Below are 16,574 nucleotides of genomic sequence, written 5' to 3' on the forward strand. Positions count from 1 at the left end.
CTGAATTATTGATAGAGGTATTTAGTAAATAAAATATCTCTGATCATGGGTTCACCCGCTTCTTTTTTCATGGTTTCTTGCAGCTTTTGTAGCATAGCCATGCGTATTTCTTCACGGCCGGTAAGTGATTTAATTTTATCCTCCGGCTGTTTGGTGAACATGCCAATAATAATATCTAAGATTAGTGGTTCATGATGTTCTATCGCTGGTAAAAACGCTTTGTCTTCAAGCATTAATTCTACCGTAACGCGAATATAACCCAAGCTGCGACGATTACCCGATATATAGTTAGTAACGATGTCTGGGTCGAAGCCGTAATAAACAATTTCTTTGGGCGTTTCTTGCCCAGCTGACGGCAAAGACACCAGTAATAACGGCGCTGATAACAGCAGTGAAAGCAGCAAACGTTTTATCATAAGTATCACTTTTAGTTGGTAAAAAAGGGTAGGCAGCACGCTAACCATAGCGCTAAGCCAAGTATTTTACCAGTTAAGCTTGGCTGCGGTAAGGGGTTTTTCTGCGTTTGCTATAGCTGAAAAAACTTGCTGAAGTTGTTATGATGGCGCTAGATTTTTTTGCACAGAATTATTGTTGTGAGCATACCCTTTATTTCACTTGATAGTAGTTGGCAGGACGCTAACAAAGCTGTGTTACCAGCAACCTTAGCGGCTTGGGTTTTAGAACCGGCCTCGTTGACCGCACGGTTAAAGCAGCATTGTAGCGAGTTTCGTGTGCAGGTATTGCAAGAGCGGCCGGTAGCGTTGCCTAATTTTTTACAGCCGCTGTTACCTAATACCAAGCAAGCACAGGTACGTGAGGTTATTTTGTGGTGCGATAACCAGCCTTGTGTCTACGCTCAAAGTTGGCTACCTGAGCAAACTATTAATACACTGCGGCCACTAGCCAGTTTAGGTGAACGGCCGTTGGGTGAATATATTTTCCAACATCAAAGCCTCCGTCGTGGGCCAATAGAAGCAACCACATTAGCGATTGAATTCGCACAATTAAATTTAGCAAGTACCTGTTATGTAAGACGTTCGGTGTTTCAGTTAGAAAATCAGCCCTTACTAGTAGCAGAAGCCTTTTTGCCGGCAATGGCGAATTTGGCTAGGTTAGTACGATGAAATTAGCACTAACTGCGTCACACTGGCGTTACTATTTGCAGCTAATGCGCTTAGAAAAACCGATTGGCACTTATTTATTATTGTGGCCAACCTGGTGGGCCTTGTGGTTTGCGTCAGAAGGCGCACCACAGTTACATTTCTTATTAGTGTTTACACTAGGCGTAGTGCTAATGCGCGCTGCCGGCTGTGTGATTAATGATTATGCTGATCGACATTGGGATGGTGCCGTAGAGCGTACCCAGCATCGACCGTTAGCCAGCGGTGTGGTAAGTACAACTGAAGCCTTGCAGCTATTCACCTTACTACTGTTATTAAGTGCCAGTTTGTTGGTGTTTCTTAACTGGCAAACGGTACTGTTATCTTTGGTCGCGGTGCTGCTTGCTGCAGCGTACCCTTTTATGAAACGTTATACCCAGTTACCGCAAGTAGTGCTAGGAGCAGCTTTTAGCTGGGGGATGCCCATGGCCTTTATGGCGATTCAGTTACACTTGCCTCCTGTGTTATGGTTGCTTTATTTCGCCAACTTACTGTGGACAGTGGCGTATGATACCTATTACGCGTTAGTTGACCTGCCGGACGATGTTAAAGTAGGTATTAAATCTACGGCCATTTTATTTGGCCGTTATGTGTTACCTATTATTGCGTTACTGCAATTCAGTAGTTTGTTGTTATTGCTTGCTGCAGGTTATTTGGCACAGTTGCATTGGCTATATTATTTAAGCCTAGTTGCGGCGCTGGGCTGTTTTGTTTATCAGCATCGCTTAGCCAAAAAAAGCCGGCAGGGCGCCTTTGCTGCCTTTTTACATAACCACTATGTGGGTATGCTAATTTTTGCTGGCATAGCGCTAAGCTATCTCGTTCAAGGATAAGTAAAGATGACGCGATTTTTAACCAGTTTAGTTTTATTGCTGCCATTGTTTGCCTGTGCCGTAAGTGAACAGCAATTAGCCGAATTTAGCGTAGTGCCGCTACAAATAGGCACACAACATATACAGGTACAGCTGGCCGATACTGATGAAAAACGTGCTCAAGGCCTTATGTTTCAACAAACTGCTGAACCGGGCATGTTTTTGTTATATCCAAAGCCAAGAGCTATTTCGTTGTGGATGGCTAATACGGCGCTAGCACTAGATGTAGCTTACATTGGCCCAGACTGGAGTATTGTGCAGCTCGTGCAACTGGACCCCTATGATGAAACACCAGTGCCATCGCCTGGCGCCATTATTGCTGCATTAGAAATGCCGCGTGGCTGGTTTGCCAAACACGGGGTAATGCTGGGACACAAAGTACGTTTTAATCCTAATCCTAATCCTTAGCGTGGCGTTTTACGCTTAAGCCTTGACCCGAGTTACAATTCTAGCTCGGGTCAAGGCTATAATTTTACTTTGTTAATTTGCGTTGTAACAGCAGATAATACAACACCGGCATTAATAACATTGAGACTAAAGGTGCGGCTAACATCCCGCCGAGCATAGGCGCGGCAATTCGCTGCATAACCTCATTACCGGCGCCACTACCAAACATGATGGGTAATAGGCTGACTATTATCGTTAATACGGTCATGGCTTTTGGCCTTACCCGCTGCACGGCTCCTTGCATAATCGCCTGCCAGAGTTGCTGCCTATTTTGTGGCTTAAGCTCTTCTACCGCGCGTTTTAAGTACAGTAGCATAACGACGGCAAATTCAGCAGCCACGCCGCCTAGAGCAATTAACCCTACCGCTACCGCTACCGAGAGTTGATAATCGAGCAAATAGAGTAACCATAGGCTGCCACTTAGCGCGAAGGGTAGTGAAATAAGCACCAGTATCACGTCGCTAAAACGGCGAAAGGTGAGGTAAAGCAAAAATACGATAAGGAGTAAGGCAAATGGCACTAAATGTTGCAAACGCGCTGTAACTCGCTGCATGTATTCATATTGACCACCTAAGCTAACACTGACTTGGGTTGGAAACTGCTGTTGTGCCAACAGAGTTTCAAGTTCGTTAAGGTAGTGGCCAAGTTCGGTATCAGGCAGTAAATCAATATATAGCCAAGTGGTTAAACGTGCATTTTCAGAGCGGATCATTACTGGGCCAGTTTCCACTTTAACCGTAGCAACCTGCTCGAGTAAGATATAGGCCCCATCAGAGGTTTGCAGCGGCAACTTTGCGATGTCATCCGGATGGCTGCGGCTATCACGAGGAAAGCGCAGGCTAATGTCATAACGTTCACGGCCTTGAATACTTTGCGCAACGGGTGCGCCACCAATAGCAAAGGCAACATATTGTTGTAGCTCGGTTAGGGTTAAATTATAGCGCCCTAGCTGATCGAGTTTTGGTGTGATGGTTAAATACAAACCAGCATCAGGGCGTTCGGCAAACACTGAACGGCTGCCTGCAAGAGGCTTTATTGCGGCTTCTAACTGTTGAGCAACAGCAGAAATTGTCGTTAAATCTGGGCCACTAACTCTTACCCCCACGGGTGTACGAATGCCGGTAGATAGCATATCAATACGGGTTTTTATCGGCGGAAGCCAAGCGTTGGTCAGCCCAGGTATTTGCACGGCGTGATCGAGGTCGGCAATAATATCGTTTAGGCTGTAACCCTCACGCCATTCGCTTTGTGGTTTTAGCTTAATACTGGTTTCAAACATAGTAAGCGGCGCCGGATCGGTCGCGGTGTCGGCGCGGCCGCTTTTGCCCAATACTGCCGCGACTTCTGGCACGGTTTTAATTAGTCTATCGGTTTGTTGTAGTAAGCGCGCAGCCGTTGCTGGGCTTAATCCCGGTAACGTTGTTGGCATATAGAGTAAATCGCCCTCAGCAAAGGCTGGCATAAATTCGCTAGACAAGCGCTGCCAAGGTAGCGCGCTTGACGCAAGTGCAATAAGCGATAATAAAATAAGTAGCTTAGGAAAGCGTAGGCTTATACTTAGCAACGGGCGGTATAGCGCAATTAAGCTGCGGCTTAGCGGGTTACTGCGCTCGGACGGTATCTTGCCGCGTAATAGATACAACATTAACACCGGAATTAAGGTTATAGCTAACACGGCTGCGGCGGCCATGGCAAAGGTTTTAGTATAAGCCAATGGCGCAAATAATCGGCCTTCTTGCGCCTCTAGCAAAAATACTGGCATAAAACTAACGGTAATAATTAACAGCGAAAAGAACAGCGCTGGGCCTACATCAGTGCAAGCGCTAGTAATGGTTTGCCGAAACTGTAGCTTGGTTAGCGTTTGGCCTTGCTCTCTAGCTTGCTCGAGCTTTTTATGGCCATGTTCAACCATAACAATAGCGGCATCGACTAAAGCGCCAATAGCAATAGCAATGCCGCCTAAGCTCATTACGTTGGCGCTAACGCCTAATAACTGCATTAACAAAATGCTGGCTAACAATGCCAATGGTAGGCTAATTACGGCAACTAGCGCTGAGCGCGCATGTAGTAAAAATACCAAGCAAATAAGTGCAACGACCGCCATTTCTTCTAGCAGCTTAGAGCTCAGATTATCTACGGTATGATGAATAAGCTCAGAGCGGTCATACACCACAACAAACTCAACGCCCTGCGGTAAGCCGGCTTGCAGCTGAGTTATTTTGTCCTTTACTGCATTAATCGTGGTTAGCGCATTTTCGCCATGACGCATCACAATAACGCCGCCAATAACTTCACCTTCACCGTTAAGCTCAGCAATGCCGCGCCGTGCTGCCGGCACGCTTTGTACTGTACCTACATCGGCTAGTGTTAATGGGTAATCTGCACTATTTCGCACGCCCAGAGGCACGGCTGCCAGATCCGCTAACGTCTGAATATAGCCACCGGCCTGCACTAAAATTTCGGTTTCGGCCACTTCAATAATGCCACCGCCCTGTTGCTGGTTGTGTTGACTGATGGCATTAATAATTTGCGCTAAGGTGACATTAAACGCACGCATTAAACGAGGCTCTAATTGCAACTGATAGGTTTTTTTCATGCCACCAATACTGGCCACTTCGGCCACACCGGCAACACTTTGTAGTTCAGGTTGTAAATAAAACTGCTGCAAACTAGTAAGTTGTTCTAGCGATTGTTTGCCAGTTTTATCTTGTAATGCATATTGAAAAATCCAGCCTACACCGCTGGCATCTGGGCCAAGTGATACCTTAGCACCGCTGGGTAAATTAACGGTTTGTAGATATTCTAGCACCCGAGATCTTGCCCAGTATGGGTCGGTGCCATCTTCAAAAATAACGTAGAGATAGCTATCGTTTGGCATAGAAAAGCTGCGTACCGCTTTGGCTTTCGGTACGGCTAACAGTGCACTAGATAGTGGGTAACTTAGTTGTTGCTCAATCGTTTCTGGCGTTTGCCCAGGATAACTGGCTTTTATAATTACCTGTACATCAGATAAATCGGGTAGGGCATCAAGCTTTATTTGCTGGCTGGCTTGGTAACCGAACAGCGCCAAAGCGAGGGTAGAAAGTAGCACTAATAACGGGTTTTGCACCGACCAACGAATAATAGCCTTTATCATTTAAGCGCTCCTAATGCTGATGCGCGCTGGCGCTGCTAACAGGTAACTGGCTTAAGCTGGCTTCTGCATCGAGTAAGAATTGGCCTGATACCACAATTTGCTCATCGGGCATTAAACCAGACAATACCTCAACGTAATCTTGGGCATGATAGCCGGTGGTAATGGTGCGTACGCTAAAGTTGTCGTCGTGCTTAATAATAACGCGACTTGCTTTGTCTGATAACAACACCGCTTCGCGCGGTACGGTTAATACGTCGGTTAAGGGCGTACCGTATAGCCTTACTGGCAACAGCATATTGGGTTGAAATAGTTTGGCGCGGTTATTTGCGCTCATGCGTACTTTGCTACTGCGACTTTGTACATCGAGTGCAGGATAAATAAAATCTACCTTAGTTTTAATTGCGTTTTGGTGCTGCGCAGGTATATCGACTTCGGCCGCCATACCTGTTGCTAACATGCGTTGTTGTGCTTCTGGTACATCGGCAACAAGCCAAACTCGGTCGAGCTGAGTTATTTCCATTAGCGTGTCGCTGGGGCGAATAAACATGCCGTCACGCACGTTTAACATGGTAATTACGCCGTCTTGCTGTGCATAGGCTGTGATATGGTATTGGCTTTGTTTAGTTTGTTGTAATTGCTGAATATCTTTTTCGGCTAACCCCAGTAAACGCAAACGGGTTTGTGCACGTTTCACTAAACTAGCGCTACGCTCGCCATTTTGCGCGCTAACGGACAATGCTTGCAGGTAGTCATCTTGAGCAACCAAGAGATCGGGCGCGTAATAGCTAAATAACTTATCGCCCGCTTTAACTTGTTGGCCAAGTGTACGAACATAAAGTTGCTCTATCCAACCTTCCGCACGTATATGGCTATGATAAATAGCATCTTCTGGATATTGTACCTGAGCAAAGCTATCAATAATGCGCTCCAAGGTGCGGGTTTTCACGGTTGCAACTCGTATCGCTAGTGCTTGTTGTATTGCGCCAGAGACATTAACACTCGGCTCACTTTGCCGTTGCTTTTCAACTAAGTGCATACCGCAAATCGGGCAGCTACCCGGTTTATCTTGTTGAATTTGCGGGTGCATAGGGCAAGCAAAAATAGTTTTTGCGTCGGTGGGAGTCGCTTCATGTTTCGTATGACTAGCGTCATGCTCGGTATGACTGGTTTTTTCGACTAAGTGCATACCGCAAATCGGGCAGCTACCCGGCTTATCTTGTTGTACTTCTGGGTGCATAGGGCAGACATAAAGGCTTTGTGCCTTGCTGTGGTTAACCGCAGGCGCGGTTACTGCTGACGTATGACTTTGGTGTTGATGCTCGTGTTCATTATGCTGTTGCGCGGATAACGAAAAAGCTACCTGTAATAACAGGCCCATCAAAAAATAGATGCGCATAAAATGCCTCAAATTAAATAAAAAAAACGCTGTGCTAAAGCACAAGTAACGTAAATTTAACTAATTTAGACATTTATAGGTGGTGGCGGATCATCCGCAAATAGCATTAAGGGTAGGCTGGGTGAGTATTGCGTAATAACATTGGTCGGGCGTAGATAACAAAAAAGCTCAGTACCAAGCAAAGCACCTGATGACGCACAATGCTTAGCGCAGCAATCACCCTTGCATTGATGCTGATCTTGATTGCAACAACTGTGGTCGGTGTCAGCAGTTACCACTACTGGGTCGTTATGACAATGCCCTGCACTGGCTACACTGATGGTGTGTGGTTGCTGTTCAAGTACCGTATTTACCGAGTTATGAGCATGGGCTAGTTGCGCCGTGCCGGTAAGACCGGATAGCGTTAAGGCAAATAGCAATACATAACTGAGTAGGGTGCGCATGCTGATCATAATAAACGCTTTAGCTTGCCGGATCTACTATGCCGTTAATACTCGTGTTTTTACGAAACCAACCGGCAATACTGTAGCGGGTGTCTATAGCTGGCAAAACTTCATGTGGAAAACGCTCGCTTTCAAATAACACTAGGCTGCCTGCGGTGGGTAATAACTTATCTATTAACACGTTATGTTCATTGTATAGTGCCAGTTCACCACCTGCTGTCACCGAGTTTAGATAACTGACTGTAGTAAGCACTCGGTTAGAGCGACCGCTAAAGGCATCAATATGCTTTTGGTAATAATCGCCTTGACGATAACGAGCGAAATGACATTCAAAATCAAATAAGCCTAAAAAGCAGCGTCGATTAAATGCTTGTTGTAGTTGTGCCATTAATTGCAAATAGGCTTGTTGTGCTGCGCTACGCCCATTAAACCACTGGGTTGCATCGCGGCGAATTTGCTTGTTAAGTTGATGGTCGTTTTTTCGGCCAATACCCGCCGGCGTTAGCTCTGCATCAAATTGAGCTTCATGCAACAAGTCGGCATTTAATTGTGGCTGTAAAAAGTTAGGTAACCAAACCCAACCGTGCTGATAAAACGCGGCAATAATTGCATCGAAATTAAGCTGGTCGTTGAGTAAAACCGCAGAGTGCATAGCCGTGCTCAATAAAGTAAACAGCGCTATTGTCGCTGAAAAACTCATGGTAACAAAGCGGATTTTATTATGTTGTGATAATAGTTTATTTCGCTTACTTCTAGACTAAAGTTAGCGAAGTTACGTAATCCTATTTACTAACGGAGGATTTATGCAGCAAAAATATCTTTATACCACAATGTTATTAGCGCTACTGACCGGATGTAGTCAGTCAGTATCTGACTATAACAACGAAACGCCAGTATTGAAGTTAAGCGAATTTTTTCAAGGTGAAAGTAAAGCTTGGGGTGTATTACACAACTGGCAGGGCAAACAAAGCGTGCGATTTAGCGCGGAACTGTGCGGAAGCTGGCAAGAAAACAACGGCAACTTGTACGAGCTATTTCATTTTAGTGACGGGCGCGTTGAGCAACGACACTGGCAGTTGCAACAAGCCGCGGATGGCACAGTAACGGGCACTGCTGGCGATGTTGTGGGTAAAGCGACTGGGCAACTAGCGGGTAACGCCTTGTATTGGCAATACACATTGCGCATTCCTTATAACGGCGACACCTTAGATGTAAAGGTTAAAGACTGGATGTATCTTATTGATAATGAAAATTTAATTAACCGGAGTACCTTGCATAAGTTTGGTTTGAATGTCGGTGAACTCACGTTATCTATTCAGCAGCAAAATAAAAACGCCGACTGTGCGGCGTTACAGGAAAAAATTGTTCAACTGGTACGTACTCAAGCCGAATAAATGGCTTGAGTTTTACGGCTTAGCCGTCGGTTGAGTAGGGTACTGTTGAAATATTAAACCGACTACTTTGGCAATAGCTTGTTTAGGCTGTTTTAAATCAGAGTTTTTCAATGTGCCTTCTGAAATGCCTTCCCAAACGAGCTGCTTTTTCACCGAGTCTATAACATCAATATTTACCGTACCGTGCTTATAGTGAATAGTGTCAACGTCGTTAGCAAAAATTGGAAAACCAGCATAGATACCGCGGCGATAATTATAATAGCCATAGTTAATGCTTGCCGATGGCGTAGAGCGCACCTCAGTACGGTTTTCGACATTGGAGTTAAAGTTAATGATCAAATCAGCGTTAGTTTCACTATATTTATAACCCAACGCTGTCATTTCGTTATTAATAGCATCTTTAAAGTGCTGTGTTATCAAAGAGGTATAGCCAGCACTGTCGGTTGCCGGTTCAGCCATAAAACTAAAGGTTTTATAGCCGGAAAAATTAGTATTAGCGGCGGTATCTGTGCGTACACTTGGTCCACTTGCACAACTAGCAAGCAGCAAACTTGTTGCGGCAGTACATGCAATGAGTAGATATTTAATGTTTTTGCGTAGCATATAGATATTCCTATGCGTGATCTGGTAACGGCATCTTTGCCAATAAATAGTACAACCAGATGAGTTTAGCCATGTATTGCTTAAAGCCAGCTTAACATTTGGACAGCTTATTTAGCTAATAAGTTCTCTAATGTTAAATATAACTAAGTTGCAATATAGATAATACAGAGTACGTTTTGCCTTGGCTAACGGCCCAGTTGAGACGATAAATTAGCTGACCCAAACCGTGCTAAATAAATTAAGCTTATGATTTAAATTGAAAATTAACTATATAAGCCTAACCCCTATCTTGATATAAATAGCGTTAGCTATAGCTTGCAACTCATATTAAACTAGATAACAGCATAGTATGCGACAACCTGAAATACTGCTAAGGTAAAGGCTGTTGATATACCAAACTGATGATGTTGTGTTTGTTGATTAAAAATACAAATACTACTGGAGTATAGCGAGAGCTGATAATGAATGCAGTGAACCAAAACAACAATAAAAATGAACAACAGGTTATTGCCGACTTGACGCAAACTGCACAGCAGCAGTTAGAGGCCAGTTTAGTCGATTTTTCTAGCCAGCTATTAAATGCGCAGCAACAACAGTTGCAACATTTTGCTACTACGGTAATTGCTGATAGCCAAAAGCAGTGGCAACAGCGCTTGCTTGAACAAGAGCAGGCCTATCAAAAATTATTTAAAGATTGGCAGCAAACTAAGCTGCAGCTAGATTCGACAGCATCTGTTAATGGCGTCGATAATCAAGAGCTAATCAAGTTACGTCAGCAATATCAAAGCGCTAGCGAAGAGTTAGAAACCGTCAAACAAAAATTGACAGATTCACTACAAGACCGTTCTGAACACGCTATGCAGCTTGAACATTTGCAGCAACATTTAAAGCAAGTGCAACAGTCTGGAAGTAGTAATGCTGATACAGAACACAAACTGCAACAAGCTGAGCAGCGTGTTAGCCAACTTCAGCAGCAAATAGCTGGCGCCGAGGCCGACGCCGAGCAAGCTAAAGCTGCCCTGCATGAAATGAAACTGGTGGTGCAACAAAGTAAAACAGAGCTTAAGCTTGCCGTTGAGCAGCAACAAAGCCAAGTACAGCAAATTAATGCTCTACAAGCCAAATATGAACAACAGCTTGAGCACCTGCAACAGCAATTAGTAGAACAAACCAAAGCTTTTGCTGAAGAGCAGCAGCATTTTGCACAAGTAGAGCTTGCACAGCAGGAACGGCAGCAGGCGATGGTGCAGTTGCAGCAAGAAGTGTATGACCGTAAAAAAACGCATGAACTACAGCAACAAAAAATTCAGCAATTACAGCAACAGGTTGCGTCGGTATCTGAGCAGCATCAAGCACAAGTCGAGCAGTTACAGCAGCAAGTTGCAGAAGCGCAGCAGCAACTTGATGCAGCGGATCAGCAATTAGCGCTAACGCAAAATGAGGCAAGTAATTTAGGCTCTGAGCTTACTCGTCTGCAAGCTGACTATGTTAATTTAACTGAACAAAGCCAAAATAGTCAGAATAAACAGCAAAAACTAGAAGGCCAACTTGAACATGCGCAGAACCGTCAATATGCCGCTGAGCAAAAGCAACAACAAGAAGCCGATAGTAGCCGCGAGCTGATCCGTACCCTGCGTATTGAACTACAACAGCAGCAGGAAGCGCATCAGTTGCAAATTCAAGATATGGAAGAGCGCTTGATGGAATTCAAACTTAAGTTTGAATATGCGCAAAAACAGCTGAAAGTAATCAGCTAAATTTAATAGGTACTTGCTACCCATTCGTAATAATTACAGCCTTAGTGCACGCAGCAGTATTACTACTGTAGCGCATTAAGGCTGTAACTGTTTTCATCGTTACAGCCTATGCCTTCAGGACAAAAATGAAACAAAAAGCCAATAATTTTCAAGTAATGCGCGAACTGAGTTTTTATCAGCAAGCCGCTATCGCTGCAACCTTGCTAGAGCGGATGTTGCCAAATTACGAGTTGTTTGCCGAAGTAACGCAAACGGGTGATGCCCAATTAACGCGCCATATTCTTACCTTGGTATGGGAGTGGCTAACGGTAAAAAAAGTTAAAATTAACTTTGAAAAATTATCTGATGAGTTGGATCAAGTAACACCAGAAGTAACTAATTTTGATATCTTTGGTGTGTACCCCGCAGTTGACTGTGCTACAGCATTGGACATGATGTTAAGTGGTATAGCGCAGCAAGACGCCAGTGAATTTATTAATGTGGCGAAAATTTCTCAAGCAACAGTCGCGCGTTTAATAGAGCACGAGAGTATTGATGATGATATTACTACTGAAGCTGAGTTGAAAAAAATTGTGCGCGATCATCCATTAATGCAATATGAAATGGACTGTTTTGCTGAGTTAATTGCGCTGGTAACACCGTTAAAGCAATTTGGTCGTGAAGAACGTCAGCAGTTGCAAAACTGGGTAAAAGAGCAAGGACTAACCAATTTAGGTATGGAACTTAGCTCTAGTTAATAAGTGCGGATTAGAACCTAGGCTAACCTATCAATTTACGCATGATGGTTAGCTGCGCTGGTACAGGCGATACGCTAGTTGACCAGCAATTTTTTCTTTTAGTAAACGCCAGTTTACCGGCAGTTCTGCTACTTTAAGCTCTTTCTCGGTTTCTAAATAAATTAGCGCGTTTTCTGTTAACCAATGATTTTTTTCTAATGCTTGGCAGCAGTTAATGGCTAGATCTTTGCGAAATGGCGGGTCAATAAACACTAGGTTGTATTGTTGGGTTGCTGTGCTTGCTAACCAGCTTAAGCAGTCTTTATTTACGACATGGGCGTTATCGCATTTTAGCAAGGTTAAGTTTTTAGTCAGGTTTTTCGCTAGCGGCAGCTCGCGCTCAATTAAGGTGGCGTGGCTGGCATAACGTGACAACGCTTCTATCGCTAAACTGCCGCTACCAGAAAAGCAATCAAGCACATTAGCACCGTCTATATCATGCATTAACCAGTTAAATAGCGTCTCTTTAACTCTATCGCTAGTGGGCCGTAAGCCGTCAGCATCTAAGACCGCTAATTTACGACCACGCCATTTACCGCTAATAACTCTTACTTCGCCAGGTGCACCGCTAACGGCAGCTAGTTTATTAGCTTTGTTGGGCGAGTTTTTTGCTCTGCTTTTTACCTGTTTCATCTAATCCGTTTTGCCTTTAACACAAAGGTGTTAGTATATCTGTCAAGTTTACCTTAGTTTTTAACTGCATACACTTACGCTTATGAGCAAAAAAAATAAACTCTTCTCTTGGCTGGGGTTTGGTAAAGAAGACCGTCAAGCAGAAACCACTACGTCACACACTGAACCATCAGACACGGCGGTGCATAGCACTGAGCCGGCTGAACCCATATTGCCTGAAACCACGCTGGTTAAAGCCATAGTTGGTCAGCCTGTTATTAGCGAAAAAGTTACTGAACCTGACGTGGCGACAGAGCCTAGCATTATAGTTGAGCCAACAAAAAAAGTAGGCTTTTTTGCCCGACTTAAACAGGGTTTATCTAAAACCAGCCAAAATTTAGGTTCAGGCTTAGCTGATTTATTTAGCGGGCGTAAGATCGACGAAGAGCTATACGAAGAGCTAGAAACCCAGCTGTTAATGGCTGATGTAGGTGTAGACACCACGCAAAAGCTGATTAGTCAACTTGAGCAGCATGCTAGCCGTAAAGCACTAAAAGACTCGACTCTGTTATTTGATAAGCTGCAATCAGATATGGCAGCTTTGTTACATGATGTGGAAAAACCACTGCAGCCAGTCAATGAAACTGGGCCGTTTGTTATTTTAATGGTTGGAGTTAATGGTGTCGGTAAAACCACCACCATTGGCAAGATGGCGCAGCAGTTTAGGCAACAGGGTAAAAGTGTGATGTTAGCTGCCGGTGATACCTTTCGTGCTGCTGCGGTCGAGCAGTTACAGGTGTGGGGTGAACGTAACCATATACCTGTTATCGCTCAGCATACCGGCGCCGATAGCGCATCAGTCATTTTTGATGCGTATCAGGCAGCAAAAGCACGTAAAGTAGATGTGCTTATTGCCGACACCGCCGGTCGGTTGCAGAATAAAGCGCATTTAATGGAAGAGTTAAAGAAAATTGTCCGAGTACTGCAAAAAATAGACGTAGCTGCGCCACATGAGGTAATGCTGACGCTAGATGCGGGAACCGGACAGAACGCACTGAACCAAGCTAAGGTATTTAATGAAGCCATACCGTTAACCGGTATCAGCTTAACTAAATTAGACGGTACGGCCAAAGGTGGAGTAATTTTTGCCATTGCTGATCAGTTTAAAGTGCCACTGCGTTATATCGGTGTAGGTGAGGGCATTGACGACTTGCGGGTATTTAATAGCCAAGACTTTATTCGCGCCTTATTCAACCGGGAAGTATAACCATGCTGGAGTTTGATCAAGTTAGTAAAAGTTACGCCGGCGGTTTTGTTGCGTTAGACCGGGTGAGCTTTAAACTAGAAAAAGGTGAAATGGCATTTTTGACTGGGCATTCAGGCGCTGGCAAAAGTACGCTATTAAAACTTATTAGCTTGATTGAACGTCCGAGTGTTGGCCGCGTGCTAATTAACGATGTTGATTTAAGCCGGATTCGCCGGCCACTTATTCCATACGTGCGTCGTGATATCGGTATTATTTTTCAAAACCATCGCTTACTGATGAACCATACCGTATTTGATAATGTTGCTCTGCCATTAGTGATAGAGGGCTTTAGTGGTAAAGACATGGTAAAGCGGGTACATGCTGCGCTAGATAAAGTCGGCTTGCTAGATAAAGTGCGTTGTTTGCCGCAAACGTTATCTGGCGGTGAACAGCAGCGCGTAGGTATTGCCCGTGCCGTGGTGAATAAACCACCACTATTACTAGCTGACGAACCTACCGGTAACCTTGACCCTGACTTATCAAAAGACATTATGCGGGTATTTGAAGCCTTTAATCAGGTTGGAGTGTCAGTGTTGGTTGCTACGCACGACTTAGGTTTAGTCGCGCGTATGAAATATCGCACGCTAACCTTGAAACAAGGCAAGATGATTAATGACGGCTTGCTGCAATATCAAGAGGACCCACTATGAGTATTTTATTTTCGGGTCGAGTAAGTAGTGGCGCAACAACCCGCAAAGTCGGTGTTGGTCGGCGTTTTTTCATGTTTTGGGTTAACCATGTGCGCCAAGCATTATTTAGCCTTGGTGAGCTGTGGCGTACGCCCTCGGCGTCTATTCTTACCATTGGTGTACTTGGCGTTAGCCTTACTTTACCGGCAACACTGCATCTGCTGGTTAAAAACGTACAACAGGTCAGTGACAGCTTTACTCAAGCGGCTGAAATAAGTTTATTTATTCGAGAGGGGGTTAGCGACACACAAATCAGTAGCCTGCATAAAATCCTGCAGGCAGATCAAGATATTGCTCGGGTTACACACATTAGTAAACAACAGGCCTTAGCTGAATTTGCTCAAGTAAGCGGTTTTGGCTCGGCGTTAAATTACCTAACCGATAACCCGCTGCCTGATGTGCTGCTAATACTACCAAAAAACACCAGTGCCGATAGTGCTCGGCAGTTGATGGCGCGATTGTCTAAAGAACGTATTGTCGAATTTGGCAAGCTGGACATTGATTGGCTAACTCGGCTTGATGCTATTGTTAGCCTATTGCGCCAAGCTGTACTTATTATTGCGGTGTTATTGCTCGGTGCAGTATTGCTGATTATAGGTAATACCATCCGTCTGTCTATTATGAGTAAAAAAGACGAAATTGAAGTAATGAAGCTGGTTGGCGCAACCGACGCCTTTATTCAGCGGCCATTCTTGTATAGCGGCATATGGTATGGCGTATTTGGCGGTTTATTAGCTTTTTTAATCGTCGAAACCATGTTGTGGTGGCTGCAAGGTGCTATTGTTAGTGTTACGTCGTTATATGAAAGTGAATTTCACTTAATGGCGCTGAGTATGGCTGAATTTTTAAGTCTGATGTTACTTGCAATACTGCTTGGCCTAAGTGGCTCTTATTTATCGGTGCGCCGTCATATAAGCGCTATTGAACCTACCGGCCCTTAATAGCATTTCATTATTACATTCTATTTTTTAGATTAAGCAGTTCTAAAGTTTGATGAAACTTAAATTAGCACTCTATGTCAAAGAGTGCTAATATCGATGCAATTAGTTTAGGACAGGACGCAAAAATGAGCGATACAGCAGAAATGATCTCCTTACCCGTAGCAACCAGCAGCAGCTTGGAAGCGTACACTCATGCTGTCAGTTCCATTGCCATGTTAACTGCAGATGCAGAGCGCAGCTTGGCTGAACGCTTACACCAAAACGGTGATTTAGAAGCTGCACGTCAGCTAATTATGTCGCACTTGCGCTTTGTAGTGCATATTGCTCGCAGCTATTCAGGTTATGGTTTACCGGTAAGTGATTTAATTCAAGAAGGTAATATTGGTCTGATGAAAGCGGTAAAACGCTTTGATCCAAATGTTGGCGTGCGCTTAGTATCATTTGCTGTGCACTGGATAAAAGCCGAGATCCATGAGTACGTGCTGAAAAACTGGCGCATAGTTAAAATTGCGACCACTAAAGCGCAACGCAAATTGTTTTTTAACCTGCGTAAAGCGAAAAAGCATTTAGGCTGGTTTAATCAAGAAGAAGTGAAAAACGTTGCTGAGTCGTTAGGTGTTGCGGAGCATGAAGTGCGTGAGATGGAAGCACGTATGAGCAACTACGACATGCCGTTTGATGCTCCAGATGAAAACGAAGAAGCGGCTTACACTGCGCCAGTGTATTATTTGGAAGATAAAGCATCAGACTTAGCAAACCGTATTGAAGAAGACCAGTGGGATACCGCAGCAGTTGACCGTCTGCAAGCCGCAATGCGCACGCTTGATGAGCGTAGTCAGGATATTGTGCGAGCGCGTTGGTTAGACAATAACAAGTTAACCCTGCAAGAGTTGGCTGACCGTTATAGTGTTTCTGCGGAACGCGTGCGTCAGTTAGAAAAAAATGCGATGAAAAAATTACAGGCTGTACTGAGTTAGTAACGCAAACAATTTTCGGTTTGGTTAATGCCGGTCAGTTAAGCTGACCGGCATTTTTATTTCTA

General features: G+C 44.3%; 17 protein-coding genes. 10 read left to right on the forward strand and 7 right to left on the reverse strand.

The window, feature by feature from the left end:
- Positions 1–5: 5 nt before the first annotated feature.
- Entirely contained in the window at positions 6–416 is a 411-nt protein-coding gene (locus tag E0Z06_RS02950; protein ID WP_132581746.1) for a flagellar basal body-associated protein FliL, read from the reverse strand.
- Positions 417–593: 177 nt separating this feature from the next.
- On the opposite strand from E0Z06_RS02950, the gene E0Z06_RS02955 reads away from it, so the two are divergent.
- From E0Z06_RS02955 to E0Z06_RS02965, 3 genes are read left to right on the forward strand one after another with little or no spacing between them, the layout of a single operon-like run.
- Positions 594–1,124, forward strand: a complete 531-nt coding sequence (locus E0Z06_RS02955; protein WP_132581748.1) for a chorismate lyase — start codon at positions 594–596, stop codon at positions 1,122–1,124.
- On the forward strand, positions 1,121–1,993 hold the full coding sequence (gene ubiA, locus E0Z06_RS02960; protein WP_132581750.1) for a 4-hydroxybenzoate octaprenyltransferase: 873 nt from the start codon (positions 1,121–1,123) through the stop codon (positions 1,991–1,993). Before E0Z06_RS02955 ends, ubiA begins: the two co-directional genes overlap by 4 nt.
- Positions 1,994–1,999: 6 nt before the next feature.
- On the forward strand, positions 2,000–2,440 hold the full coding sequence (locus E0Z06_RS02965) for a DUF192 domain-containing protein (protein ID WP_132581752.1): 441 nt from the start codon (positions 2,000–2,002) through the stop codon (positions 2,438–2,440).
- A gap of 64 nt (positions 2,441–2,504) precedes the next feature.
- On the opposite strand, the gene E0Z06_RS02970 is transcribed toward E0Z06_RS02965, so the two are convergent.
- From E0Z06_RS02970 to E0Z06_RS02985, 4 genes are all read right to left on the reverse strand, one after another.
- On the reverse strand, positions 2,505–5,615 hold the full coding sequence (locus tag E0Z06_RS02970; protein WP_132581754.1) for a CusA/CzcA family heavy metal efflux RND transporter: 3,111 nt from the start codon (positions 5,613–5,615) through the stop codon (positions 2,505–2,507).
- Positions 5,616–5,625: 10 nt separating this feature from the next.
- Positions 5,626–7,011, reverse strand: coding sequence for an efflux RND transporter periplasmic adaptor subunit (locus E0Z06_RS02975; RefSeq protein ID WP_132581756.1), 1,386 nt, complete (start codon positions 7,009–7,011; stop codon positions 5,626–5,628).
- Positions 7,012–7,076: 65 nt separating this feature from the next.
- On the reverse strand, positions 7,077–7,463 hold the full coding sequence (locus tag E0Z06_RS02980) for a hypothetical protein (RefSeq protein ID WP_132581758.1): 387 nt from the start codon (positions 7,461–7,463) through the stop codon (positions 7,077–7,079).
- A 10-nt stretch (positions 7,464–7,473) separates the two neighbouring features.
- Positions 7,474–8,106: a 2OG-Fe(II) oxygenase gene (locus tag E0Z06_RS02985; RefSeq protein ID WP_132581760.1), complete on the reverse strand. Its 633-nt coding sequence runs from the start codon at positions 8,104–8,106 to the stop codon at positions 7,474–7,476.
- 151 nt (positions 8,107–8,257) lie between these two features.
- Between E0Z06_RS02985 and E0Z06_RS02990 the strand changes: the two genes are divergently transcribed.
- Positions 8,258–8,848 (forward strand): DUF3833 domain-containing protein, encoded by a 591-nt coding sequence (locus tag E0Z06_RS02990; protein ID WP_132581762.1) that lies wholly within the window; start codon positions 8,258–8,260, stop codon positions 8,846–8,848.
- Between the two features lie 12 nt (positions 8,849–8,860).
- Here E0Z06_RS02990 and E0Z06_RS02995 read toward each other — a convergent pair whose 3' ends face one another.
- Complete coding sequence (locus E0Z06_RS02995) at positions 8,861–9,451, reverse strand: DUF4136 domain-containing protein (protein WP_132581764.1); 591 nt, start codon at positions 9,449–9,451, stop codon at positions 8,861–8,863.
- A gap of 461 nt (positions 9,452–9,912) precedes the next feature.
- Here E0Z06_RS02995 and E0Z06_RS03000 point away from each other — a divergent pair, with 461 nt between their 5' ends.
- A complete protein-coding gene (locus E0Z06_RS03000) occupies positions 9,913–11,208 on the forward strand; it encodes a hypothetical protein (protein WP_132581766.1) in 1,296 nt (431 codons plus the stop codon).
- 125 nt (positions 11,209–11,333) lie between these two features.
- Positions 11,334–11,945 (forward strand): YjaG family protein, encoded by a 612-nt coding sequence (locus E0Z06_RS03005; protein WP_132581768.1) that lies wholly within the window; start codon positions 11,334–11,336, stop codon positions 11,943–11,945.
- 48 nt (positions 11,946–11,993) lie between these two features.
- On the opposite strand, the gene rsmD is transcribed toward E0Z06_RS03005, so the two are convergent.
- Positions 11,994–12,617, reverse strand: a complete 624-nt coding sequence (gene rsmD, locus E0Z06_RS03010; RefSeq protein ID WP_132581770.1) for a 16S rRNA (guanine(966)-N(2))-methyltransferase RsmD — start codon at positions 12,615–12,617, stop codon at positions 11,994–11,996.
- An 82-nt stretch (positions 12,618–12,699) separates the two neighbouring features.
- Between rsmD and ftsY the strand changes: the two genes are divergently transcribed.
- The 4 genes from ftsY (at position 12,700) to rpoH (ending at position 16,509) form a co-directional block, all read left to right on the forward strand.
- Entirely contained in the window at positions 12,700–13,863 is a 1,164-nt protein-coding gene (gene ftsY, locus E0Z06_RS03015; protein ID WP_132581772.1) for a signal recognition particle-docking protein FtsY, read from the forward strand.
- Positions 13,864–13,865: 2 nt separating this feature from the next.
- Entirely contained in the window at positions 13,866–14,552 is a 687-nt protein-coding gene (ftsE, locus tag E0Z06_RS03020) for a cell division ATP-binding protein FtsE (RefSeq protein WP_132581774.1), read from the forward strand.
- Entirely contained in the window at positions 14,549–15,532 is a 984-nt protein-coding gene (gene ftsX / locus E0Z06_RS03025; protein ID WP_132581776.1) for a permease-like cell division protein FtsX, read from the forward strand. Before ftsE ends, ftsX begins: the two co-directional genes overlap by 4 nt.
- Before the next feature lie 125 nt (positions 15,533–15,657).
- A complete protein-coding gene (gene rpoH, locus E0Z06_RS03030; protein ID WP_132581778.1) occupies positions 15,658–16,509 on the forward strand; it encodes an RNA polymerase sigma factor RpoH in 852 nt (283 codons plus the stop codon).
- Positions 16,510–16,574 lie beyond the last annotated feature (65 nt).

Source organism: Rheinheimera sp. D18 (genome assembly GCF_004345025.1).
GTDB classification, from domain to species: domain Bacteria; phylum Pseudomonadota; class Gammaproteobacteria; order Enterobacterales; family Alteromonadaceae; genus Alishewanella; species Alishewanella metallidurans.

Bases quoted from the DNA above. Each gene is read 5' to 3' on its own strand.
- E0Z06_RS02950 (WP_132581746.1), bottom strand. From the start codon at position 416: ATGATAAAACGTTTGCTGCTTTCACTGCTGTTATCAGCGCCGTTATTA.
- ubiA (WP_132581750.1), top strand. From the start codon at position 1,121: ATGAAATTAGCACTAACTGCGTCACACTGGCGTTACTATTTGCAGCTA.
- E0Z06_RS02965 (WP_132581752.1), top strand. From the start codon at position 2,000: ATGACGCGATTTTTAACCAGTTTAGTTTTATTGCTGCCATTGTTTGCC.
- E0Z06_RS02970 (WP_132581754.1), bottom strand. From the start codon at position 5,615: ATGATAAAGGCTATTATTCGTTGGTCGGTGCAAAACCCGTTATTAGTG.
- E0Z06_RS02975 (WP_132581756.1), bottom strand. From the start codon at position 7,011: ATGCGCATCTATTTTTTGATGGGCCTGTTATTACAGGTAGCTTTTTCG.
- E0Z06_RS02980 (WP_132581758.1), bottom strand. From the start codon at position 7,463: ATGATCAGCATGCGCACCCTACTCAGTTATGTATTGCTATTTGCCTTA.
- E0Z06_RS02985 (WP_132581760.1), bottom strand. From the start codon at position 8,106: ATGCACTCTGCGGTTTTACTCAACGACCAGCTTAATTTCGATGCAATT.
- E0Z06_RS02990 (WP_132581762.1), top strand. From the start codon at position 8,258: ATGCAGCAAAAATATCTTTATACCACAATGTTATTAGCGCTACTGACC.
- E0Z06_RS02995 (WP_132581764.1), bottom strand. From the start codon at position 9,451: ATGCTACGCAAAAACATTAAATATCTACTCATTGCATGTACTGCCGCA.
- E0Z06_RS03000 (WP_132581766.1), top strand. From the start codon at position 9,913: ATGAATGCAGTGAACCAAAACAACAATAAAAATGAACAACAGGTTATT.
- E0Z06_RS03005 (WP_132581768.1), top strand. From the start codon at position 11,334: ATGAAACAAAAAGCCAATAATTTTCAAGTAATGCGCGAACTGAGTTTT.
- rsmD (WP_132581770.1), bottom strand. From the start codon at position 12,617: ATGAAACAGGTAAAAAGCAGAGCAAAAAACTCGCCCAACAAAGCTAAT.
- ftsY (WP_132581772.1), top strand. From the start codon at position 12,700: ATGAGCAAAAAAAATAAACTCTTCTCTTGGCTGGGGTTTGGTAAAGAA.
- ftsE (WP_132581774.1), top strand. From the start codon at position 13,866: ATGCTGGAGTTTGATCAAGTTAGTAAAAGTTACGCCGGCGGTTTTGTT.
- ftsX (WP_132581776.1), top strand. From the start codon at position 14,549: ATGAGTATTTTATTTTCGGGTCGAGTAAGTAGTGGCGCAACAACCCGC.
- rpoH (WP_132581778.1), top strand. From the start codon at position 15,658: ATGAGCGATACAGCAGAAATGATCTCCTTACCCGTAGCAACCAGCAGC.